We start from the raw sequence: 23,518 nt of genomic DNA on the forward strand, positions 1-23,518 counted from the left end.
CATGTTTGTCGATGACCTGCGCGGCGCTGCCTTCGGGTAGTGCTGCGCAGGCGTCGCTTGTGATTGCAGGGAGATTGCAATGAGCCGTACCCCGGATACCTGGATTTTGACAGCACAATGCCCGAGCGTACTGGGCACGGTTGATGCGCTGACACGGTTCTTGTTCGAGCAGCGCTGCTATGTCACCGAGCATCATTCGTTTGATGATCGGCTGTCGTCGCGGTTTTTTATTCGCATTGAGTTTCGTCAGCCAGAGGGCTTCGACGAGCAGGCTTTTCGTGAGGAGTTGGATCAGCGCAGCGCCGTGTTCGAGATGCAAACCGAGCTGACACCTCCGGGCTATCGGGCCAAGGTAGTGTTGATGGTTTCCAAGTCAGATCACTGCTTGAACGACCTGCTCTATCGCCAGCGCATTGGGCATTTGCCGATGGATGTGGTCGCGGTGATATCCAATCACCCAGATTTGGAACCGCTGGCTCGCTGGCACGACATACCCTATTACCACTTCGCTCTCGACCCTAACGACAAACCGACGCAAGAGCGCAAAGTGTTACAAGTCATCGAAGATACCGGTGCCGAGTTAGTCGTGCTCGCTCGCTATATGCAAGTGCTGTCGCCAGAACTGTGCCGCAAGCTGGATGGCTGGGCGATCAATATTCACCACTCATTACTGCCCGGTTTCAAAGGCGCAAAACCCTATCACCAAGCCTACCAAAAGGGTGTGAAGCTGGTCGGTGCAACCGCGCATTACATCAACAACGATCTCGATGAAGGGCCGATTATTGCCCAGGGCGTTGAGTCGGTTGATCACACTCATTACCCCGAAGACTTAATTGCCAAAGGCCGAGATATCGAGTGTCTGACGCTGGCCAAAGCAATTGGCTATCACCTCGAGCGCCGGGTCTTTTTAAACGCTAATCGCACGGTTGTGCTCTAGCACAGCCTGCCTTTTCTCCAAGCTGAAACAGTTGTTTCACACTGCCTTAAGAGTTTCTGGTTTAGCGATTAACTCAGACTCTTTGTGAATGCTTCAGCCGCTGCAAATGCTCCAGTGCAAAGCCGCGTGGCCGTTGGCTGCGCTTTTGTTTCGACAACAAGAAGGAGAGCAAACGATGTCTGATAATCGTGGTGTGGTGTATCTCGGTGCTGGCAAGGTCGAGGTGCAAAATATCGACTATCCGAAAATGCAGGATCCGCGCGGCAAGAAGATCGAGCACGGCGTCATCCTCAAAGTCATTTCCACCAATATTTGCGGCTCCGACCAGCACATGGTACGTGGCCGCACGACTGCGCAAGTTGGCCTGGTGCTGGGCCATGAGATTACCGGTGAAGTTATCGAGAAAGGTCGTGATGTTGAGCACTTGAAGATCGGTGATCTGGTTTCGGTGCCGTTCAACGTTGCTTGCGGCCGCTGCCGCAGTTGTAAAGAGCAACACACCGGCGTTTGCCTGACCGTCAACCCGGCGCGTGCCGGTGGCGCTTATGGCTATGTCGACATGGGTGACTGGACCGGTGGCCAGGCTGATTATGTGCTGGTGCCTTACGCTGATTTCAACCTGCTGAAATTGCCTGACCGCGATAAGGCGATGGAGAAAATTCGCGATCTGACCTGTCTTTCAGACATTTTGCCGACCGGTTATCACGGCGCCGTGACTGCGGGCGTCGGCCCAGGCAGCACTGTGTATGTTGCTGGTGCTGGCCCCGTGGGCTTGGCTGCGGCGGCATCTGCGCGGCTGTTGGGCGCTGCGGTAGTGATTGTCGGCGATGTGAATCCGGTGCGTTTGGCACATGCCAAGGCCCAGGGTTTTGAGATTGCCGACCTGTCGAAAGACACGCCGCTGCACGAGCAAATCGCTGATCTGCTCGGCGAGCCGGAAGTCGATTGTGCAGTCGATGCGGTCGGTTTCGAGGCGCGCGGCCACGGTCATGCCGGTGCGCAACATGAAGCGCCCGCCACGGTGCTCAATTCACTGATGGGCGTGGTGCGGGTGGCCGGTAAGATTGGTATCCCCGGCTTGTATGTGACTGAAGATCCGGGCGCGGTGGACGCTGCAGCGAAGATTGGTAGCCTGAGCATTCGCTTTGGTTTGGGCTGGGCTAAATCGCACAGCTTCCATACCGGGCAAACGCCGGTAATGAAGTACAACCGCCAGTTGATGCAGGCAATCATGTGGGATCGCATCAATATTGCTGAAGTGGTGGGCGTACAGGTGATTACCCTCGACCAGGCGCCGCAAGGCTATGGTGAGTTCGATGCGGGTGTGCCGAAGAAATTCGTCATCGATCCACACCGCTCGTTTAGCGCTGGCTAGTCGCTCAGCAGTTGCTTGACCCAAGCTCGCCGTTCAAATCAACGGCGAGCTTTTTAGCTTCTGGGGCTGGTATTTAGCTCTGTTGCAGCTCGCAGCGAATCTGCGCAATTCGTTCATCTTTGCGCTGCCACATATTCGTTACCCAAGCCTGCACCAACCGGCGAAACTGCTCATCATTCTGGTAATCGCCTTGATGCAATGCAGGGTCGAGTTCCAGGGTTTGAATATCGATGATGACCTTCGGCACCTGACCGCTGATCAAGGTCCAGAAGCCCGGAATCTGTTCACTTGGGTAAACCACTGTGACATCCAGCACCGCATCGAGTTTTTCGCCTAACGCGGCTAAAACGAATGCCACGCCACCGGCTTTGGGTTTTAGCAGATTGCGATAGGGGGATTGTTGCTGCACTTGTTTGGCCGGGGTGCAACGTGTCCCCTCAAGGTAATTGACTACTGTCACCGGAAGGTCTTTAAATTTTTCACAGGCACGCTTGGTGATTTCCAGGTCTTCGCCGCGACGCTCCGGATGCTTAGCCAGATATGCCTTGGAGTAGCGGCGCATAAAGGGGTAGTCCAGCGCCCAAAACGCCAGCCCAAGAAAAGGTACCCAAATCAGCTGTTGCTTGAGGAAGAACTTGAAATACGGGGTTTTGCGATTAAACGCTTGCACCAATGCCGGAATATCGACCCAAGACTGGTGGTTGCTGATGACCAAGTAAGAGGTGCTTTTGTGCAACTGGGCATTGCCGCGAATATCCCAAACGGTCGGCAGCAGGCTGGCGAAGATCAACTTGTTGATTTCAGCCCAGGTTTCGGCAACCCACATCACCCCACGCGAACAACTCGCCTTAAGCGATTTGCCAGGCAGGATAAATTTGCCCAAGGCAATCAATAGCAGCGGGCCGATCAAAATCAGGGTGTTAAGCAGCAACAGCAGGGTAACGCTCAGGCCAGTGAGCAAGCGGCGCATGGCAGCTCCTTGATATTCACAGTCGCCCATATCATAGGGTTGACGCTGGTGTAGTCCAAGCAATAGTGCGACATATCGTGCGACATCAGGTCCCACCAATTGAGTAGAACCTCTAACGGCCATCATAGTCAGATGCACCAGACTTTCATGGAGAAATGACGTTTGAAGATTGTGATTGCGCTAACTGCTGCACTATTGGCCTTGCCCGTTATGGCTGCCGAGAAACCTGCCCCCGAGCTGAATACCTACGGTCGCTACGAGATGGTAACGCTGCCGCAAATTGGCCAAACCTTGAAGGCCAAGATGGATACCGGCGCAATGACCGCCTCCTTGTCAGCCAAGGATATTGAACAGTTCAAGCGCGATGGCGGCGAGTGGGTACGCTTTCGCCTAGCCATTAAAGATGCTGACGATACTGTGTATGAACAGCCGTTGGCACGTATTACCGAAATCAAAAACCGTGCTGAAGAGGGCGCTAATGTGACTGCCAGCAGCCCTTCGACCACTGAACGCCCGGTGGTCAATCTTGAAATTTGCGTGGGGCATCAATTGCGCACTGTTGAGGTCAACCTGACAGACCGGACTCACTTTGATTACCCATTGCTAATCGGTGCCAGCGCCATTCGTAAGCTCGACGCGGCAATCAACCCGGCCGAGCGCTACACCGTCGAACGCCCAGAATGCTGAGTGCGTAGGGTGTGACAACGCGAAGCTTGTCCACCAAGTGTGGTACATCGATGAGCCACCAACTCAGATGCATACCATCAACAATGGCGGATGAAAAACGTCATCCGCCCCGATTGGTGTTATTAGGGGTTTGAGACTTGCAGGCGAGTGTTCTATGTTGTCGGTATAACAATACTGACAGCTCAGCCGAATTGAGCTGTTGACCGCATACAAGGATGACTCAGGTGCAACAGCAACGCGTACAAAAACTCTCCCCGGGCGGGCTCTTGTTCTAGTGTCGGCAACATCAGGTATCAGGGCCAAGGGGGTTGGCCTATGGCGTATTGCTGTGATCGGCATATTTTGCATTAACCTGCTCGCCTGCAGCGCTCATTCGCTCAAACTAAATAAAGTCGCCAAGACTGATATCGACATGGTTGTCGATATGCACTGGCGCACCATCGACCAAAGCCTGATTGTGTTGATGGGTAAACTCTACGAACGTAATCCTGACGAACTCTACAAAACCCCTAACGCAACCATTCTTTCCCGTCAGCAGCAGTTGTGGGCAACACCGCTCAATCAACAAACCGCTTACCTCGGTAAAAATGAGTTATCGACGATGGATGCTGCCCTTGATGTGCGCTTTCAGGGGGATCGAGTCTACGCAGTAATGGCCGGGCTACGCGGCATGCTCAGCCGGTCCTACGGTTATATCGATGACTTTTATTTGTTTGACACCCCGGACCAGCAGGCGCTTTACAACAGTGCGCGCAATGTTGAAATTCTGGTCTGGCGCCTGAAGCATCGACTGGATGCCAACGGCGAACGCTTGGTCTTCACCAATGGTGTTAATAAGCCGCCGTATAACCTCAGTTTCGAGCGCTTATTTGGCAAGATCATCGCATATCAAGACATGATGGCAACCATCACCTCTGAGCGTTCCCAGCGCAGCATAAATTATGCGACGCACAGCATATTGAGACTGGCTTTCCTGCCGATATAAGGCTACGGAAGCACTGAAAACTACTTCGCTAGGTATTCAGTGGCTCTTCAAGCCCGTGTCACGGCCAGCTTGATCTGTAGTGGCATCTTGGCATCGGCGTAGTTCTTGCTTGGAGATTAGGGATCCTCTGAAAAAGGTAGCGAGCGTAGATAGTACAAGGCAAAAAAATGCGAAAAAGCGGAGTTTAGTGGTCTAAATGAGTATTTTGAGCAGTTTTTTAACGCCGTAATATCGAGCGCAGTAGTTTTTCAGAGGTTCCTTACCTTGTTGCGCTTGCCACTGAGCGTGCATTAAGTGTTTTGAGGTGTCGTCATGACTGTAGTACTCAAGCCGGGCGTTAGTTTGCTCGAGCGTTTTAGTTTTGCCCGCAAGTTTCTTATCCTCGCGATCTTGTTCATATTGCCGCTGGCCTATGCCCTGTGGGCTATATGGTCTGAGCACGTGGCAGGCCAGCGATTGATTGATCAGCAGATCAAAGGCCTTCACGATATTCAGGCGCTGGCTCAGGTTCAGCGCGAGGTGCTTGAGCAGCGCACTTTATTGGCGCGCTGGAAAGGCACCGATGCTGCTGCCCAAGGGTTATTGACCAGCCGTGAAAGCAAGCTCGATGAGGCGCTGAAAGAGGCCTCTGAGCAATTGTCGGGCTCAAAAATGTCCAGCCAGACAACTGAACTGTTGCAGGCGCTGCAGGCTGATCGTCCCCGTTTGGCCGTCGCCGAGTTAGGTAGCATTGCGTTACCTGATGCGTTGGAACGTTACCAAATGAACCTCCAGCATCTCACCGCGCTTCGTGAGCAGATTGCTACTGACAGCGGGATGATTCTTGACCCTCATCTGGACACATACCTGATGATGGAACAGCTGACATTCACGCTGCCGCGTCTGCTTGAGAACCTCGCCAGCTTCGCCAGTCGTGGTTATGGTGCGGTAGTTTCCGAGCATTTCACCTTGCAAAGTCGCGTAGGGATTCGTGACTTGCGGCGCAGCATCGATGAGTCGAGCACACAGGTGCTCAAAGCGCATAACACCCTGCAGCGCACCGCGCCTGACTCGATGAGCCTGTTGCAAGAGCCTTTCGAGACTGCGGAGCAAGGCATCAATCTGTTCTTGCAAGAGATTGATCGCGATATGTTCGACGCTAATCCGATGACCTTGACGCCCGTGCAATTCATTCAGCGAATCGACGTGTTGCAGCAACATCTGCTCAATCTGCAGCAAGCGCAGACGCAACAGTTTGAACACAGCCAACAGAGCTACCAGCGTGCTGCAGCGATGCGCATGCTAAACGTTGTGTTGATTTTTGCCTTGCTAACCTTGGCCGCGCTTTATGGCTTGGTGTGCCTGAACTGGTCAATTCGACGCAGTGCCAGCGAAATTATCGATGCTGCACAGGGGCTGCGTGACGGTGATTTGTGTGTGCAGATGCAGGTTTACGGTAAAGATGAACTGGCGCAAATCGCCTTGGCACTCAATACCGCAGTGGTTCAGCTTCGTGGTTCGCTGCAGGGTGTTAACCATGAAAGTCAGGGCGTGGGCGGCACGGTCCAAGTGCTGAGCCATCAAGCGCAAAACTCCTTGCAGGCCGTTGAGCGTCAGCAAGGCCAGATGAGCCAAATCGCTGCCGCCGCCACGCAAATGGCGGCTACCGCGCAAAGTGTTGCCCAGAGCTGCGAGGAGGCTGCAGTCGAGGCGGTGCAAACTCAGGAAGTGGCCAATCAAAGTAACCAGCGCAGCGAACGCACCAGTTCCAGCATGCGTCAGCTCAGTGCGCGCTTGGGCGATAGCTCGACAACTCTAAAGCAGTTGCAACAGCAAACTGAGCAAATCACCCGTGTGGTTGATGTGATCAAGGGAATTGCTGAGCAGACTAATTTGCTGGCGCTCAATGCGGCAATCGAAGCCGCGCGGGCGGGTGAACAAGGCCGCGGCTTTGCGGTTGTCGCCGATGAAGTTCGCAGCCTGTCACAACGCACGCAGAACTCCACCGCGGAAATTGCGCAAACCGTTGCCGATCTGCACAAGGTTGTCGGTGAGTCTGTTGAAATGATGGAGCAGGCGGTTGCGCAGGCTGAAGGAGATGTCAGTAGTGTGCTGGCGATGAGTGATGATCTGAACGGGATTGTCGAGTCGGTGCAACGGGTGAGTGATCGCCTGGCGCAAATTGCCACGGCCGCCGAGGAGCAAGCCGCTACTGCGGATGAAGTCAGCGGTAATATCCAACAGGTTGATCAGGACACCAGAACCTTGCTCGACGGCGCACAAGCGGTGAGTCAGGCCTCGGAGAAGTTACGCTTGGGTAGCCAGGAACTGGCGCAGAATACCGGGCGATTTCGTCTGGGTTGAACCCTGAAAGGCCTGTGCGTGGGTAGCAAAAACAACCTTCCGTGCACAGGCCCGCTTGACGCTGTTGAGCGCCTGTCGCAGTCTGCCTGCCGGGACCGCCAATACGCAGGACGCCAATGCCGCACATTCTGATTGTCGAAGATGAAGTCGCGATTGCCGATACGTTGATCTATGCCCTGCAATCAGAAGGCTTTACCACCACTTGGCTGGCGTTGGGGCAGGCGGCTCTCGAGGCCGTGCAGCAGGCTGAACCTGATCTGGTGATCCTTGATGTCGGTTTGCCTGACATGAGCGGTTTTGAAGTGTGCAAAAAATTGCGCCGGTGGTCTGAGGTGCCGGTGATATTTCTCACCGCGCGTAACGCTGAGATCGACCGCGTAGTGGGGCTGGAAATTGGTGCTGACGATTATGTAGTCAAGCCTTTTAGCCCGCGTGAGGTTGCCGCGCGGGTCAAGGCGATTCTGAAACGGGTCGCGCCCCGTGACGTTGCCAGCAGCGCATCGGTACTGCGCTATCACAGCTTTGAGCTAGATGCCCAGCGCGTACAAGTGCATTACTTTGGGCAACTACTGAGCCTGACCCGCCACGAGTTCAAGTTGCTGAACGTGCTGCTTGAATACCCGGAACGGGTGTTCTCGCGCGAGCAATTACTCGATGGTCTGGGTATCTCCGCAGACGCTGGCTATGAGCGCAATATCGACAGCCACATCAAAAGCCTGCGCGCCAAACTGCGACAGGTGAATGCCAGTTATGATCCGATCCAGACCCATCGCGGCCTGGGCTACAGCCTCAGGTGCGAGGCTTGATGATGGGGGAAAACTAATGCCCATCGCGATTCGCATATTCCTGGTGTATTTCCTGTTTGTCGGCTTGTCCGGTTGGTTCGTGCTGAGCACGGTCATGGACGAAATCCGGCCCGGCGTGCGCCAGTCCACCGAGGAAACCCTGGTCGATACCGCCAATCTGCTGGCTGAGGTACTACGCGAAGATGTGCAGGCTGGAAAACTCAGTCAGAGCCACTGGCCGCAGTTGCTTAAAGCTTATGGAATACGCTCGCCTAGCGCCGAGATCTGGGGCGTGCAGAAAACTCAGGTTAACCACCGTATCTATGTCACCGACGACCAAGGCATTGTCTTGCTCGATTCCACAGGGCAAGCGGTTGGTCAGGATTACTCGCGTTGGAATGATGTCTACCGGACTCTGCGTGGCGAATACGGCGCACGCTCAACCCGTGAAGACCCAAATGATCCTGAAAGCTCGGTGATGTATGTAGCAGCGCCGATCAAGGAGGGTCAACGGATTATCGGCGTAGTCACGGTGGCCAAGCCTAATCATACCTTGCAGCCGTACATCGAGCGCTCGCAGCGGCGTCTATCCTGGCTTGGCTACGGCTTGATTGCTCTGGGCTTGCTGGTCGGTGGCTTACTCAGTTGGTGGCTGAGTTCATCGTTGCGCCAACTGACGCGCTATGCGCAGACGGTTAGTGAAGGTCGACGTGCAAAGCTGCCGCGCATGCCGGGCGGTGAAATGACCCAGCTGGCCTTGGCGGTCGAGCGCATGCGCACCGAGCTTGAAGGCAAAGCCTACGTTGAGCGTTATGTGCATACCTTGACCCACGAACTTAAAAGCCCACTGGCGGCGATTCGCGGTGCGGCTGAGCTATTGGATGAAGACCTGCCGAGCGATTCGCGCAAACGCTTTATCACAAATATCAGTCAGGAAAGCTCGCGCTTGCAGCAGTTGATCGAACGGCTGCTGCACTTGGCTCAGGTCGAGCAAATGCAAGCCTTGGAGGAGCGCGTCAAGGTGCCATTGGCCGAATTGCTGGAGTCACTGCTTCAAGCGCAGGCGCCAGCGATTGAACCGGCCAAACTACGCATTGACTTGGTGGTGGCTTCAGACCTTGTGGCGCTGGGCGAGCTTTTTTTGCTGCGCCAGGCCTTGGCCAATATTCTCGATAATGCACTGGCGTTTAGTCCTGTTCAGGGCTTGATTTCTATCAAGGCTGAGCGTTGTCAGCAGGGCGTGCAGATCCGCTTTTTCAATCAAGGTGAGGCGATTCCTGAGTACGCACTTGAGCGACTGACCGAGCGCTTCTACTCGCTGCCACGGCCGCAAACCGGGCGTAAAAGTACCGGGCTGGGCTTGAATTTCGTCGAGGAAGTCATCGAACTGCATGGCGGCCAACTGCATATCGCCAATGTTGATGGTGGCGTTGAGGTCAGGGTTGTGCTGCCGCTCGCCCGGTAATCCAACACACAAACTCCACAGACTCCCCACACAGGCTCCATAAAGCCACCACATCCATCGCGCAGAGTTCCTCCATCAACCCACGCATGGAGAGCTGCACCATGAATCGTCCCTTGTTGTTCAAGCTGGGCACCATCGCCCTGTTAGTTGTGCTGTTATTTATTCCGCTATTGATGATCGACAATCTGGTCAGTGACCGGCAATACCAGCGCGACCGGGTGGTAGACGACATCGCCCGCAGTTCCAGCTTTGCTCAGCAACTGACTGGGCCGGTTCTGGTTGTACCTTATACCCAAGCTAAGCGTGGCTGGAAAACCAACAAAAAAACTGGCGAGCGTTATTGGGAAGAATGGCAAGTGCGCGGGCGCCTGTATTTCCTGCCTGAGCAGTTCAGTCTCAATGGTTCGATGCGCACCGAGTTGCGTAGCCGCGGAATCTACCAGGCCCGCTTGTACCACAGCGATAATCGCATCAGTGGTGCGTTCAATCTGCCAGCTAACTATGACGTGAGCGAAAAGCTCGAAGACTACAGCTTCGAGCAGCCATTTCTTGCGGTGGGTATCAGTGATATTCGCGGTATCAACAACGATCTCAAGCTAGAGCTAAATAAACAGCGACTGAGTTTTCAGCCGGGCAGTGGTGAGCCGATACTCGGCAGCGGTGTGCATGTGCCTTTGCCCGCATTGAGTGTGGATAAGCAGCAAACGCTTAACTTTGCCTTTGATCTCAAACTGCAAGGCACCGGCAGTTTGCATGTCACGCCGATTGGTCGTGACAGCCTGGTTGAGCTGTCATCGGATTGGCCGCACCCGAGCTTTAGCGGGCTCTATCTTCCGACTGAGCGCTCGGTGAGTGCCCAAGGGTTCAAGGCCAAGTGGCACACAAGTTTCTTTGCCACCAATATGCAAGAAACCTTGGCCGGCTGCCGTTCGGGTGGTGAGTGCCGAGCCCTGATGTCGCGCAGCATGGGCGTGAGTTTTGTCGACCCGGTTGATCATTACCTCAAGGCTGAGCGCTCGGTTAAATACGCCTTGTTGTTTATTACCCTGACCTTCGCTGTGTTCTTTCTCTTTGAAGTGCTCAAACGCATGGCCGTGCATCCGATGCAGTACGCCTTGGTTGGCTTGTCGCTGGCGTTGTTTTACTTGCTCCTGATCTCACTCTCGGAGCACATCGGCTTTGCCTTGGCCTACTCAGTCTCGGCCACTGGCTGTGTGGCGTTGATCAGTTTCTATGTCAGCTATGTACTGCGCAGTGCCACGCGGGGCATTGGCTTTGGCCTGCTGCTTGGCATGCTCTACGCCATGCTTTATGGCCTGCTCAGCGCGGAAGACTACGCATTGCTGATGGGTTCGATATTGGTATTCGCGGTACTCGGCTGCTTTATGGTGCTGACCCGGAATCTCGACTGGTACGGCGTCGGTAAGAGTTCCGTAGCAAGCGCCGCCAAATAATCAACCTACGGCGCGGGCATCCCGCGCCGCTTACGGAGTGTCGAGCATGCGAATCTTTATGCGTTTTTCTCTGTGTTGTTTTCTGGGTGCGGTTCTCAGCCTCTTTCTGCTGATTGGCCTGATGTTCTTGAGGCGTTTTGACCTGATTGGTGGGCTGACATTGACCGGTACACCACTGAGTTGGCTGGTCTTGAGTACATTGCCGGCTGATTTTCTGAGTAGCCTGACTGGGGTCGCCAATGCATCCAACAACCCTTCAGTGCAGTCTTTTACCCAGCTTTGCGCTGCGCTTGGGCAGTTGGCAATGTTGTTGGGGAGCGGTTTTTACTACTTTTGGTATCGCCGGTGAGCGGGCATATCGGCTTGCGCGAGGATGCACGTTGCGGCGCCCGGCTCGCTCGGCAGATCGCCCAATTGTTTGCGCCTTCGGTCAAGTGCTTGTTACGGGCCAAAGCGGCCCGGCGCAAGGGTGAGTACCGCGAAGCTAAGACTTGCTTGTCTCAGGCCGGTGGCTGAGTGCTGAGCATCGACTCGCGCTGGCTGATTTCGGCGTACCAGTTGGCCAAACGGGGGAAACGCTCGCGCCACCCCAGTTGCGGTTGGCGAAAGTCCAGATAGCCCAGCGCGCAGGCAATACTGATTGAGGCGATATCAAAGTGTTGCAATTGAGCGGTATCGGCTTGGGTTTCCAGCTCAGTTAATACCCGCTCAATTTTCTCTTGCTGGGCGTCCAGCCATGTCGGCCAGTGCAGCTCTTGTGGACGCAAAAAAGTTTCATAGCGGATCAAAATGGCAGCATCGAGCAGTGCATCAGCCAGCGAGGCCAGAGCCAGACGCTGCCAGCGCTTCGGGCCGTCACGGGGAATTAGCGGCTCGCCACTGTGCTGGTGGTCGAGATAATCAAGAATCACCCGGCTGTCATGCAAGGTATCGCCATTGGCCAGTTCGAGTGCTGGAATCTTGCCCGATGGGTTGCGTGCGATGACGTCCCCGCTGGGGCTTACCAGGCTAAGCTGAACATCGAAAAGCTCGACGCTTGGCAGTTGCCGAGTCTCTTGCAGGAGCACGATTACCTTGCGGGCGAAGGGTGAGGCTGGCGAGTAAAACAGGGTCATGTTCTTGCCGGGCATGGGCCTAACTCCAGGACTTTGAGTGATTCATCACGTTAATGGCTTATTTTGATAAGCGAGGCAGTATACGACCTTGGTCTTGGGTCAACAGAACAACTACTTGATGGTTGTGCTGTATGCCCTATAAACAGTGAGGTGCGGTATACAGCCTGACTGCACTCGACCAAAGTCTCACTGGCGCTTACGCCCTGTACTGCTAAGTTGCAGGTGTCAAAACAACAAAAACAATTGAGGAGAACCTCACATGTCTGCGTCTAAGGAAGAGGCTGCGAAAGCCTATTGGAAGGATAACCTGCGGCTGATGTTGACGCTGTTGGTTATCTGGTTTGTGGTGTCATTTGGTTGCGGCATTTTGTTCGTTGATGAGCTCAATGCCATTCAGTTCTTCGGCTTCCCTCTGGGTTTCTGGTTTGCCCAGCAAGGGTCCATCTACGTATTTGTGGCGATGATTTTCTTCTACGTCTGGAAGATGAATCAGTACGACCGCAAACACGACGTCCACGAAGACTGAGGCGCCGACAATGGATACCCAAACTCTGATTTATCTGTTTGTCGGTGCAACCTTTGCACTGTACATCGGCATCGCCATCTGGACCCGTGCCGGGTCTACCAGCGAATACTACGTTGCCAGTAAAGGCGTTCACCCAGTTCTCAACGGTATGGCTACGGGCGCCGACTGGATGTCTGCGGCTTCGTTTATCTCGATGGCGGGGATTATTTCCTTCACCGGCTTCGACGGCAGTGTTTACCTGATGGGCTGGACCGGCGGTTATGTGCTCCTGGCTATGTGCCTGGCGCCGTACCTGCGTAAGTTCGGCAAATTCACCGTGCCTGAGTTTATCGGCGAGCGTTACTACTCGCAGACCGCTCGCGTGGTCGCGGTAATCTGCGTGATCTTTATCTCCTTCACCTACGTAGCCGGCCAAATGCGCGGCGTGGGTATCGTCTTCTCGCGTTACCTGGAAGTCGATATCAACACCGGTGTAATCATCGGCATGTGCATCGTGTTCTTCTACTCCGTACTCGGTGGTATGAAGGGCATCACCTACACTCAGGTGGCGCAATACTGCGTGATGATCTTTGCCTACATGGTGCCAGCGATCTACATCTCGATGCTGATCACCGGTAATCCAATCCCGCAGTTGGGTTTTGGTAGCGAAGTGATTGGCACTGGTCAGTCGGTTCTGGAGCGTCTTAACGGTCTGGGCACTGAGCTGGGCTTTGGCGTCTACACCGATGGCAGCAAGTCGACTATCGACGTGTTCTTCATCACCATGGCGCTGATGGTGGGTACTGCGGGTCTGCCGCACGTAATTGTGCGCTTCTTCACCACCCCAACCGTTCGCGCTGCTCGTCAGTCGGCCGGTTATGCACTGCTGTTTATTGCCATTCTGTACACCACGGCTCCAGCTGTTGCTGCGTTTGCGCGCACCAACCTGCTGACAACCATTCCAGGTGTGGAATACAGCAATGCGCCTGAGTGGGTGAAAAACTGGGAGAAATCCGGTCTGATCGCTTGGCTCGACAAGAACGGCGACGGCAAGATTCAGTACGGTCCAGGTGCTCCGTTTGCTGGTGCGCCAAGCTTCTCGGCTGAAACCGGTGCCCATGGCGAGCGTCAGGTCACCAATGCACCAACTGATGCGGCTACCGAGTTTTACGTTGACCGCGACATCATGGTTCTGGCTAACCCAGAAATCGCTAACCTGCCAGGTTGGGTAATTGCGTTGATTGCTGCGGGTGGTTTGGCGGCTGCGTTGTCGACTGCTGCTGGTTTGCTGTTGGTTATCTCGACGTCGATTTCGCATGACTTGCTGAAGAGCAACATGATGCCGAACATCAGCGAGAAGCAGGAGCTGTTGGCCGCTCGTATCGCGGCAGGTGTTGCGGTAATTGTGGCAGGCCTGTTCGGGATATACCCACCAGCCTTTGTGGCGCAGGTGGTGGCATTTGCCTTCGGGCTTGCCGCAGCATCGTTCTTCCCAGCTATCGTCATGGGGATTTTCTCCAAGAAGATGAACAAGGAAGGCGCGATCGCCGGTATGGTTGTGGGCTTGACGTTCACCTTCAGCTACATCGTTTACTACAAGTTCATTGACCCGACTGCTGGTGCTGCTGACTGGTGGTTTGGTATCTCGCCGGAAGGCATTGGTACCTTGGGCATGATCTTCAACTTCGTAGTGGCGGTGGCTGTAGCCTCTGTTACCAGCGCTCCACCAGAGCGTATCCAACACCTGATCGAAGACATCCGTGTCCCACGTGGTGCGGGCGCTGCAATCGATCACTAAGTTGTAAACGCCCGTATAGTGCGGTCGTGCTGTAAACAAAAAATCCGACATCTTCACAGGTGTCGGATTTTTTTATGAGTCCTGTTTATTGTCGTGGACGAAATATGAGCGGCCAACAGCCAAGCACTGAGGGGATACCCAGTCCCAGCCACGCGACCCAGTCCCACATGCCGTCTCCGAGCAGGGCGCAGAACAAGCCGAGTAGGCTGAGCACGCCAATAGCGAGCGGCAGGGCAAAGGTTGATTGCTTCCAGCTCATGCGCTGACCTCATTGCTACTTGAACGAGCGGTAGCGCCATAGCGGCGCACCCACCACAGATACAAGCCGCTGATCAGTACGATAATGGTCAGCACATCAAGCACTGCCCATAAAATCTGCATGGGCCGCCCGCCGTAATCACCAAAGTGCAGCGGTTGCGACATCGACAGTGCATCCATGTACCACGGGCGTTCGGCGACTGCGGTGACTTCAAGAGTGCGCGCATCGATCAATACGGGTGTCCACAGGTGTGCGGTGAGGTGTGTTGAGCCCTTCATGAACACGCTGTAATGGTGCTCGCTGGAGAAACGAGTGCCAGGGAAGGCGATGAAATCAGGCTTCATGCCCGGAGTGGCTTGTTTGGCGATACTTATCAAGTTGTTGGCTGATGCGCGCTCGGTCAGCGGCGGTTCATCACGATAAGGCTCGACTAGTGCGGTGAGAGCGTCATTGCGCCAAGCGCTGATCAAGATATCGGCGCAAGCGCTGATCACCCCTGTAGTGCCAACGACGATAGCCCACGTCAGTGTGACAATACCAATCAGGTTATGCAGATCAAGCCAGCGCGCACGTGTCGATCTTTGATGGCGCACAGTCGCGAACTCCAGCCGGCGCATAAATGGCGCGTACAGCACGGTGCCAGAGACGAGCGCAACAATAAACAGCAGCCCCATAAACGCCAGCAGTAGTTTGCCGGGCAAGCCTGCAAACATGTCCACATGCAAGCGCAGGATGAACATCAACACGCCGCCATTGGCCGCAGGCATTGCCACGGCTTCGCCGGTGCGCGCATCGAGCATAAAGGTGTGTGAGGAGTTGGGCTCGGTGCCCGCAGTGGCTGCAGTAATGGCGATCACCCCATTACTGTCATCTTCGTCGTAACCGATGTACTGAATGACTTCGCCAGAGCGGCTGCTTTCAGCTTTATCAACCAACTGCTGCAAACTGAGTTGCGGAGTATCCGCCGGCATCTGACGTAGCTCCGGCGCCTCGCCGAGTAGATGCTCCAGCTCGTGGTGAAAAATCAGCGGCAGGCCGGTAAGGGCCAGCATCAACAAAAATACGGTGCAGATCAGGCTGGTCCAGGTGTGTATTTGTGACCAGCGTTTAATGGTGGTGCTACGCATAACAGGGGTCCATCAAAATGAGCGGCCAGTGGAGTGCTGGCCGCCACTCGATTTAGAATTCGAGTTGAGCCGAGAAGGTAACGGTACGGGGTGCGCCGAGGTATGAGCGGCTCAGCCAGTATTTCTTGTCTGCTAAGTTGCTGACATTGGCGCGCAGGGTCAGGTCGCTGTCGTTGGATACCGCCATGCGATAGCGCATGCCTGCGTCGAAGGTGGTCACCGAGGGCAAGCTGTGATTGTTGGCTTCGTCAGCGTAGATCTTGCCTGTGTAGTAGGCACCGCCCGTCAATGCTACGCCCGGCAGGGCATTGAGCTCATATTCGTTATAGAGCTTGGCGTACTGGCTGGCGACGTTAACTGGTTTTTGCCCTTCGGTGGCTGGGTCGGACGAGTCTTTGACTTTGGGATCAAGCAGGGTCAGGCCACCGACCACTGTCCACTGCGGGATGATTTTGCCGGTAATGCCGAATTCAACCCCGCGGTTTTCCTGCTGGCCGTCATCGGTGAAGATACCTTGGTCGTTGGTGTAGCTGTTGGGCTTTTCGATATTGAACCAGGCCATGGTCAGTAAAGTCTCGCCAACAGTGGCCTTCACGCCAAGCTCGTATTGCTCGCTGACCTGCGGTGCCAGCGCTTGTCCGGCGTTTAGTGCCGTGTTGGGGGCAATTCCACCAGCCTCCAGCCCTTCAATGTAGCTGGCGTAGGTGGTCAACCAAGGCAGCGGCTTATAGATCAGCGAGATGTTTGGCGTTGTCTCGCTTTCTTTATAGGTGGTGGCGGTTTCGTCATAGCCAAAGGCTTTGGCCCAGACGAAGTCATTGCTGTAAGTCTCGATGGTGCTGTGGGTCAGGCCGAGAATGGTCGACCATTGTTCGTTGAAGGTGATGATATCGCCGATCAGCCAATTGTCGGTCTTGGTCCGGCTCGACAGGCGTTGATCACCATTGCCGATGCTGTAGTCGGGTTTGTCCACCTGCGGGTGTTGGCTGAGTGGCAGCTCTGGGGTCACAGATTTATATTGATCGTCGGGATAGGGAATGTGGTCTTCGTAGTCGCGCTGACGGGCCACATTGCCTTGATAACCCATGGTTACTTTGTGGCCGATGTTGCCGGTGTTAAATACCGAGTCGAGGTACAGGTAGCCTGAGGTTTCCTCGGTTTCGACTGGCGCGAAGGCATACAGAGGTTGCGTGTAGGTGCCAGGGTTGTTTACCTCTGGACCTGTGTAGGTGTACTCGCTCGTATACTGGCTGTAGCCCAAGGCACCACGCATGGTGAAGATATCGTTGAGGCGCCAGTTGAAGCGGCTGCCAACCCGGTCGTGCTCACTGTCGGAGAACGCCCAGCGCTGGCTGTAGAGTTCATCGGTATCTAGTTTGTCTGCATCCGGGCGCAGACCTTGATCCGCGAAATACCAGTAGCTGGTCAGGCCGCGGGTTTCGGTCTTCTTGTGCGAGGCATCGAACTGGATCAGCAAGTCATCGCTGACATTCCAATCCAGCGCCAGCGAAATCATTTCACGACGGTTTTTCTGCATGTCTATCGCAGTCTCTCCATCCTGAGCCAGGAGATTGAGACGATATGCAAACACGCCCGCTTCATCGATGGTGCCGCCGAAGTCGCCGTGCATGTAATAGTTCTCGCCACCGGCATTGCCGAGGGTGACGCTGTTATAGCGCTGGTAAGTCGGGCGCTTGAGCACGTAGTTGACCAAACCGCCAGGGCTGGCAGGGCCATAGAGGAAGCCACTAAGCCCGGTGAGAATCTCCAGCTGCTCCATTTCTTCGACATAGTTACCGCCGTCATAGCCGGTGCTATAGCGCAGGCCGTCGTTGGCGATGCTCAGATTACCGGCGCTGCTGAAACCACGCATGCTGACCGCGCTGGCATAACCTGCGCTGGTCGGCGAGGTGAACTGCGTCGACGGGTTGAGCTTGAAGACGTCATCGATCGAGGTGGCTTGGATATTCTTCAGCAGATCACTGCTGATCACGTTGATGGAGTAGGGCGCATCACGCAGAGGTATACCGCCAAGGGCACCAACATTTTGCACGGACTCACTGCGGTAGCCGTCTGCTTCGCTGCCTGTGGTCAACTGGGTGCCGATAACTGTTGCATCAGGCAGTGCCGCAGCGGATAAATCGCTGGCTGCTGCTTTAAGGCTGTAACTGCCTGCACTGTTGCGCTCCAACTGCAAACCGCTGCCTTGCAAAGCGGCTTCAAGCGCTTGGGTTGCGTCGTACTCACCTTGAACCGGTTGCGACATTTTATCTGCGGTCAACTTCGGGTCAATGCTCAGGGCGATCCCGGCCTGCGCAGCAATGCTGTTGAGCGTGCTGGTCAGCGGCGCTGCGGGCAGTTGGTAGGTTTCAGCTTTAGCGACTGTGGCGGCGCTGCTCAAGGTGATCGCAGCTAGCAACAAACTTGGGCGGAACCGTGCAGGGAATAGTGGCATTGTAAATCGCTCCCAAAGGATAATATGTCTCATTACCTTATTACCGAAGCAGATTTGAAAAGTGTTAGGGGATTAGTGAATTATTTTCCCAGGCGGATTATTCAGCCTCTGCTGGCGCTGGCACGACGCGCACCCACCACTTGCTGTGTTGTTCAATACGTACCGGCAAACTCGGCGGTAAGGTGGCCAGTGCGAGGTCACTATTGTTCAGCGGGAAGCTGCCGCTGATACGCAAGTCCGCGATTTCAGGGGCGACGCTCAAATAGCCGCTGCGATATTGCCCGAGCGTCGAAACCAGGTCCGCCAATCGCTGGTTTTCAACCACCAGCATGCCATGCACCCATGCATCCGCGGCCATGGGCGCGGTGTCTGTCTGACTCAAGCCTTGTTCGGTGATCAGCACCTGTTGACCGGCATTGATGATGCGCCGATCCGCCCCTTCTACGGGCTGAGCCGCAACTGCTGACTTTAATACGATCAGGCGGGTGGTCTGGTTTGATTCGCGTACCAGAAAGCGTGTGCCGAGTGCTTGCAGGCGACCTTGCGCGGTTTCAACAATAAACGGACGTTTGTCGTGCGCGGTTTCAACCAAAATTTCGCCGCTGTGCAAGACCAGACGGCGTTCATCGGCACTGAACTCAATATCGACTGCCGTGCGGCTGTTGAGGCGCAGCACGCTGTTGTCGTCCAACTGGACTTGCAATTGCTCGCCGCTCGCCGTTACTTGGTCGGCAAGCCAATCGCTTAGTGGACGTTGATGATTACTCCAGCCCGCTGCCAACACGGCGAGCAGGGCAATGCTGAGTAGTGATTTCTTGATTTTGCCGATTTTAGCGGGTGGCGTGTCTTTAATCAGCGCTGCTCGTACCAAGGGTGACGCATTACGGCTGATATCCTGTTCGATCAGATCCAGACGCGACCATGCTTCTGCATGTTCGGGCGCTGCGTTTAGCCATGCCTGAAATGCTCTGTGTTGAGCGGGGTCGTGAGCATCAGAATTTAGTTTAAGGCGCCAGTGGATCGCTCTGTCCAGTATGGCGCGGCTGATGTCATTCATTGTGGCTCGCCGTAGCGTGCGATGTAGCATTGGCGCAAGGCTTGAGCCAAGTATTGACGTACCCGGGAAACAGAAACATTCAGTTTCTGTGCAATCTCATGCTGCTTAAGGCCGTCAACTTGGCTGTAGAGGAACGCTGCGCGGGCGTTGGCCGAGAGCTCGCCGAGCAACTGGTCGATCCTAAGCAATGCTTCGAAGGCTATTTGCTGCTGTTCAGGATCTGGTTGCAGCGGTTCAGGCAATTTTGCCAGTTCGGCCAGATAGGCTTGTTCGAGACGATTTCGTCGGTGCTGATCAATTAACAGGCCTTTAGCGATGGTCGTCAGCAGTGCGCGCGGTTCATTAGGCGCAAGCAGGTCTGAGCGCCCAAGCAGGCGCATAAAAGTGTCTTGGCTGATGTCTTCAGCGCGTTGTGTACAGTTGAGGCTTTTGCGTAACCAGCCGAATAACCAGTCACGGTGGTCACGATAAAGCACGTCCACCTGGTGATGGTTAATAGAGTTTCCGGAGGTCACGCGATTGGCTCTGTTATCTAAATAGAAAATACATCGAGAACTATTCTCATATGTTCGCAGGAATACCGTACCTACCGCAATCTGCTTTGCGTAAATGGCAGATCAGTGGTCAGGTTGCGGTATACGCAAATTGATCTGTATACCTGTTACAGCAAACCATTGATATGGATCAATACTGTTTAGCTGTGCGTCCTTTAGATTCAAGAGTTCCCTTTTGTTGTGGGCCGAGTTATGACTTTATTGCGCAATGCTGAACAGCTTTCACCTGCATGCAGCCTTAAAAATATGCGTTATTCCCTTGCTTCACGTGACTCATCACCGCAGGGGATCACTGACATTCGTCATATGCCTTCAAACATGGAGCTTGAGCCACTTGCACAGGGGGTATCCGGGCGGATGAGTAAGCGCGCCGCCTGTACCTACGCTTGCCGCTGGCAATACAAAGCGCTGGAGGGCCGTGAGAATAAAACAGGCAAGAGTGTCGCTCCTGAGAGCCGGCCCAGCTGTCATGAGGTCGAACCTTCTTTTGGCTGGATGCGCCGCCTGATCAGTTTTATCTGTTCGAAGAAAATAATCGATCGGGCAAGGCTATTTCGGCGTTCGGAGACGAGCACGGCACGTAGCGCTTATATTACCAACGCCAAAGATTTACGTGTGATCAGGCACGTCGAGCAACGGGCGCCGGTGGGCGTGTGTTCGCGGGGGGATTGAAAGCTGTACGACAATGCCATTTTGATTGTGCTCGAACTGCTCAACCGCAGCTTCTGGCACGTGATATCAAGATCAGTTGCGTCTTATTGCGGCGTGGTCCATCGGCAATCGCTATCAAAGCGAGTGCTTACGCGGGCGACGGCTCCACTGGTTAAGTCGCTGTTGCAGAGCTAGCAGGCTGTCCAGCTGTTGCTGGCGGGCTTTGCTGAGCAGGATCAAACCCAGTTCCGCGGTGACCAGTGCATCGGCGCTGGCGTTATGCCGTTGTTGCACCTGTAGACCAAAGTGCCTGATCCAGTCATCCAGTCCCGCGCGCTCCAGCGAGGCGTCTGGGCACAGCAGTGGAGCTAGATTCGCGATATCGAAAAAGCTGTGCTGCAGCTGATAACCGAGGCTTTGCTTGAGTGCTCGACTGAGCATGCGCTGGTCGAAGCTGGCATGAAATGCCAGCAGCGGACTGTTACCGAGAAACTCCATGAAATCTAGCAGAGCATCTGCGGGTTCGGCCCCGGCGGCGATTGCGCTGGGCGCCAAACCGTGGATCAACACGCTGGCGCTGACTTTATGGTTTTCGCGCAATAAGGTGCATTCAAAGTGTTGAGCGAGATCGATTGCGCCGTTTTCGATGACCACGGCACCAATTGCTAGCAGTTCGTCACGCTTGACATCCAGACCGCTGGTTTCCACATCTACAACTACCATGCGCTGTTGGTTGAGCGCGGTTGTGTCGAGCTGCGCGGCTACAGGTAGTTGTTCCAGCCGTTGCTGTTGTGCAGAACTTAGTTGTGCTGTGCGGCTGGTAAGCCAATTAAGTGCATTCATAATTGATAACGTAGTGCCAGACTGGCTTGTAAACGCTTAGCTTGGCGAAATGATTCACGCAAGATGCGCTGGTCGAGATGGTTGAGGGTGTCTGGGTCAATCCGGTTGGAGTATGGCAAACCTTGCTTGGCCTGTTGCTGATGGTGTTGCATGCGGGTTTGCTGAATAAAGTGGTAGGCCTCTTCATAAGCAGCGCCGTCTTGCGGCTCTATCACTCCTTTGTCGATCAAGCCTTGCAGTCGCTCAAGGGTATTGCTGCTTTCAATTCCATTGGCCAAGGCCAGAACGCGAGCACCATCAACAAAAGGGGTTAAGCCTTGGACTTTAAGGTCCAGGGTATCTTTCTCGGCGCCTTTGCGGGCGACTACAAAGTCGCGGAAGTGCCCGACTGGCGGGCGCAGGCGCAGGGCGTTTTCTGCGAGCATGCGCTGGCTTAAGGTGTTTTTGGCAAATTGATCCAGCAGCTCACTGCGTAACTCATCGCAACCTTGTGGTTCTCCCCACACAGCTCGCAAATCAAAGTAGATAGATGAACTGAGCAGGTTCTCAGGCGTTGCCTCGCTGATGAAGCTGTCAAAGCGTTGTGACCACTCATGCTGTGACAGGCACAGCTCGGGGTTGCCGGCCATGATGTTGCCTTTGCACAGGGTAAAACCGCACTGCGCGAGATGCAGATTGATTGTATGGGCCAGGGGTAGGAGTAATTGACGTTTCTCAGTGGCATCGGTCAGGTTATCCGCCGTGAACATAATGCCGTTGTCCTGATCAGTCAGCAGCGTTTGTTCGCGCCGCCCCTCGCTGCCGAAGCATAGCCAGGTAAACGCCACGCCGGGGTCGCCGAGCTGCTCAATCGTCAATTCAATCACGCGGCATACGGTATGGTCATTGAGCTGGGTGATCAGTTGAGTTATCTGCGTTGAGCTAGCACCGTGCGCAAGCATGCGGTCAACCAACTGCAAGATGTTGTCTCGCAAACTAATCAGCGTTGCCAGCTTGTTGGCATTGCGAATGCTACGCGCCAAGTACACCAGATCAACTCGTTGCAGGGAGAACAGGTCCCGCTCCGAAACCACGCCGCTAAGCTGGCCGTGCTCAACTACGCAGACGTGAGCGATGTTGTGCTCGGTCATTGTAATGGCAGCATCAAATGTGCTGGCACTGGCGGGTAAGTGGTGTGGCTTAGCAGTCATGAGTTGTTCAATCGGCAACTCTAGGGAGATGCCATCGGCGATGACTCGTCGTAAGTCGCGTAGGGTAAATATGCCCAGTGGTTGCAGGCGTGGATTCACAATAACGATGCTGCCGACATGTTGTTCATGCATCTGTTTAACGGCTTCACGCACAGTTGTATCCGGCGTGCAGCTGACGGGTTTACGCAGCAGTCGTTCACTCAGTTTGCTATCCAGTGAGTACTGCGCGCCAAGGTTTTCTGTTGCACGCAATTGCACCTGTTGGTTGACCTGATCAAGCAAGCTGCTAACGCCACGTAAGGAAAAGTCACGCAGCGGCGCTGAGAGCTTAAACAGCTTAACGAAGGTGGCCTTGCGCAACAGCAAACAAAAGCTGTCTTGGGCTGCGATGTGTTCGGTGCGTGTTGCGCGCTCCCCAATCAATGCAGAGAGCGGAAAGCATTCACCGGTGGTGATCTCAAAGGTGGTTTCGTCATTGGCTTTTGTTGACTGCGGACGAGCGCCGCGGATACGCCCTTGTTTGACGATATAAAAAAACTCGACTGGGCCGTCGCTGGGTTTGAGGATGCTTTCGCCCTGGCTGTAAAAGCGTAATTGGCAGTGCTCAACCAGATAGGTCAAATGCGCCAGATCCATTTGCTTGAACGGCGGGAATTTTTGCAGGAACTCAACAGTGCCGTGGATGTTCTGTGACACCGCGGTTTTACCTGCTTGTTCGAATGCGTCCTCAGCCATATTTGCACTACCTGTTTTTTTGCATGGTGCGGTGCTTGTTGCAATGCGGCCATTGGACGTAAGTCTAGCTGCCGCGTGAGCGTGCTGATAAAGTTTGGCGTAGTGGGTTTTGCGCTGAAATTGCAGAAGCACAGGAGAGGAGCTGATTGCGGCAGGGGCGCAGGTTGCGGGCATTACAGAACATGGCAAAGCCAGCGAGTTGATCAAACAACCAGCTCTCTGATGGTG

At 54.7% G+C, this 23,518-nt stretch carries 21 protein-coding genes; 12 read left to right on the plus strand and 9 right to left on the minus strand.

Features of this window, described 5'->3' with window-relative positions; genetic code table 11:
• Window positions 1-79 precede the first annotated feature (79 nt).
• Together purU and fdhA are read left to right on the plus strand one after the other, a co-directional pair.
• A complete protein-coding gene (gene purU / locus ACN0UH_RS08390) occupies window positions 80-937 on the plus strand; it encodes a formyltetrahydrofolate deformylase (protein ID WP_417661621.1) in 858 nt (285 codons plus the stop codon).
• Window positions 938-1,112: 175 nt separating this feature from the next.
• Complete coding sequence (fdhA, locus tag ACN0UH_RS08395) at window positions 1,113-2,312, plus strand: formaldehyde dehydrogenase, glutathione-independent (protein WP_087515357.1); 1,200 nt, start codon at window positions 1,113-1,115, stop codon at window positions 2,310-2,312.
• A 73-nt stretch (window positions 2,313-2,385) separates the two neighbouring features.
• On the opposite strand, the gene ACN0UH_RS08400 is transcribed toward fdhA, so the two are convergent.
• Window positions 2,386-3,282: an acyltransferase gene (locus ACN0UH_RS08400; RefSeq protein ID WP_417661622.1), complete on the minus strand. Its 897-nt coding sequence runs from the start codon at window positions 3,280-3,282 to the stop codon at window positions 2,386-2,388.
• 162 nt (window positions 3,283-3,444) lie between these two features.
• Between ACN0UH_RS08400 and ACN0UH_RS08405 the strand changes: the two genes are divergently transcribed.
• The 7 genes from ACN0UH_RS08405 to ACN0UH_RS08435 all read left to right on the plus strand — a co-directional run bounded on the left by ACN0UH_RS08405 (window position 3,445) and on the right by ACN0UH_RS08435 (window position 11,350).
• Window positions 3,445-3,969 carry an ATP-dependent zinc protease gene (locus ACN0UH_RS08405; protein WP_417661623.1) on the plus strand — a complete coding sequence of 175 codons (525 nt, stop codon included), beginning with the start codon at window positions 3,445-3,447 and terminating at the stop codon, window positions 3,967-3,969.
• Between the two features lie 328 nt (window positions 3,970-4,297).
• Entirely contained in the window at window positions 4,298-4,954 is a 657-nt protein-coding gene (locus tag ACN0UH_RS08410; protein WP_417661624.1) for a hypothetical protein, read from the plus strand.
• Between the two features lie 312 nt (window positions 4,955-5,266).
• Window positions 5,267-7,297: a methyl-accepting chemotaxis protein gene (locus tag ACN0UH_RS08415; RefSeq protein ID WP_417661625.1), complete on the plus strand. Its 2,031-nt coding sequence runs from the start codon at window positions 5,267-5,269 to the stop codon at window positions 7,295-7,297.
• Window positions 7,298-7,413: 116 nt separating this feature from the next.
• Entirely contained in the window at window positions 7,414-8,103 is a 690-nt protein-coding gene (gene creB / locus ACN0UH_RS08420) for a two-component system response regulator CreB (RefSeq protein WP_417661626.1), read from the plus strand.
• 16 nt (window positions 8,104-8,119) lie between these two features.
• Complete coding sequence (creC, locus tag ACN0UH_RS08425; protein ID WP_417661627.1) at window positions 8,120-9,547, plus strand: two-component system sensor histidine kinase CreC; 1,428 nt, start codon at window positions 8,120-8,122, stop codon at window positions 9,545-9,547.
• A gap of 101 nt (window positions 9,548-9,648) precedes the next feature.
• Window positions 9,649-11,001: a cell envelope integrity protein CreD gene (gene creD, locus ACN0UH_RS08430; RefSeq protein WP_417661628.1), complete on the plus strand. Its 1,353-nt coding sequence runs from the start codon at window positions 9,649-9,651 to the stop codon at window positions 10,999-11,001.
• 46 nt (window positions 11,002-11,047) lie between these two features.
• Window positions 11,048-11,350 (plus strand): hypothetical protein, encoded by a 303-nt coding sequence (locus ACN0UH_RS08435; protein ID WP_417661629.1) that lies wholly within the window; start codon window positions 11,048-11,050, stop codon window positions 11,348-11,350.
• A 151-nt stretch (window positions 11,351-11,501) separates the two neighbouring features.
• On the opposite strand, the gene ACN0UH_RS08440 is transcribed toward ACN0UH_RS08435, so the two are convergent.
• Entirely contained in the window at window positions 11,502-12,131 is a 630-nt protein-coding gene (locus ACN0UH_RS08440) for a glutathione S-transferase family protein (RefSeq protein ID WP_417661630.1), read from the minus strand.
• A 244-nt stretch (window positions 12,132-12,375) separates the two neighbouring features.
• Here ACN0UH_RS08440 and ACN0UH_RS08445 point away from each other — a divergent pair, with 244 nt between their 5' ends.
• Window positions 12,376-12,642, plus strand: a complete 267-nt coding sequence (locus ACN0UH_RS08445) for a DUF4212 domain-containing protein (protein WP_417661631.1) — start codon at window positions 12,376-12,378, stop codon at window positions 12,640-12,642.
• Between the two features lie 10 nt (window positions 12,643-12,652).
• A complete protein-coding gene (locus tag ACN0UH_RS08450; protein WP_417661632.1) occupies window positions 12,653-14,419 on the plus strand; it encodes a sodium:solute symporter family protein in 1,767 nt (588 codons plus the stop codon).
• A gap of 85 nt (window positions 14,420-14,504) precedes the next feature.
• Here ACN0UH_RS08450 and ACN0UH_RS08455 read toward each other — a convergent pair whose 3' ends face one another.
• The 5 genes from ACN0UH_RS08455 to ACN0UH_RS08475 form a co-directional block, all read right to left on the minus strand.
• Window positions 14,505-14,678, minus strand: coding sequence for a hypothetical protein (locus tag ACN0UH_RS08455; RefSeq protein ID WP_417661633.1), 174 nt, complete (start codon window positions 14,676-14,678; stop codon window positions 14,505-14,507).
• Window positions 14,675-15,805: a PepSY-associated TM helix domain-containing protein gene (locus ACN0UH_RS08460; protein ID WP_417661634.1), complete on the minus strand. Its 1,131-nt coding sequence runs from the start codon at window positions 15,803-15,805 to the stop codon at window positions 14,675-14,677. Before ACN0UH_RS08460 ends, ACN0UH_RS08455 begins: the two co-directional genes overlap by 4 nt.
• Window positions 15,806-15,857: 52 nt before the next feature.
• Window positions 15,858-18,260, minus strand: coding sequence for a TonB-dependent siderophore receptor (locus ACN0UH_RS08465; protein ID WP_417661635.1), 2,403 nt, complete (start codon window positions 18,258-18,260; stop codon window positions 15,858-15,860).
• A 97-nt stretch (window positions 18,261-18,357) separates the two neighbouring features.
• Window positions 18,358-19,317, minus strand: a complete 960-nt coding sequence (locus tag ACN0UH_RS08470) for a FecR domain-containing protein (protein ID WP_417661636.1) — start codon at window positions 19,315-19,317, stop codon at window positions 18,358-18,360.
• Entirely contained in the window at window positions 19,314-19,832 is a 519-nt protein-coding gene (locus ACN0UH_RS08475; RefSeq protein WP_417661637.1) for a sigma-70 family RNA polymerase sigma factor, read from the minus strand. The genes ACN0UH_RS08470 and ACN0UH_RS08475 overlap by 4 nt, the downstream gene beginning before the upstream one ends.
• 231 nt (window positions 19,833-20,063) lie before the next feature.
• Here ACN0UH_RS08475 and ACN0UH_RS08480 point away from each other — a divergent pair, with 231 nt between their 5' ends.
• Complete coding sequence (locus tag ACN0UH_RS08480) at window positions 20,064-20,543, plus strand: hypothetical protein (protein ID WP_417661638.1); 480 nt, start codon at window positions 20,064-20,066, stop codon at window positions 20,541-20,543.
• Window positions 20,544-20,657: 114 nt separating this feature from the next.
• On the opposite strand, the gene ACN0UH_RS08485 is transcribed toward ACN0UH_RS08480, so the two are convergent.
• Both ACN0UH_RS08485 and ACN0UH_RS08490 read right to left on the minus strand, forming a co-directional pair.
• On the minus strand, window positions 20,658-21,365 hold the full coding sequence (locus tag ACN0UH_RS08485; protein ID WP_417661639.1) for a PolC-type DNA polymerase III: 708 nt from the start codon (window positions 21,363-21,365) through the stop codon (window positions 20,658-20,660).
• Window positions 21,362-23,290 carry a putative nucleotidyltransferase substrate binding domain-containing protein gene (locus tag ACN0UH_RS08490; protein ID WP_417661640.1) on the minus strand — a complete coding sequence of 643 codons (1,929 nt, stop codon included), beginning with the start codon at window positions 23,288-23,290 and terminating at the stop codon, window positions 21,362-21,364. The genes ACN0UH_RS08485 and ACN0UH_RS08490 overlap by 4 nt, the downstream gene beginning before the upstream one ends.
• Window positions 23,291-23,518: the final 228 nt, after the last annotated feature.

The sequence above is a fragment of the Pseudomonas sp. genome, from assembly GCF_048265905.1.
Taxonomy (GTDB): domain Bacteria; phylum Pseudomonadota; class Gammaproteobacteria; order Pseudomonadales; family Pseudomonadaceae; genus Aquipseudomonas.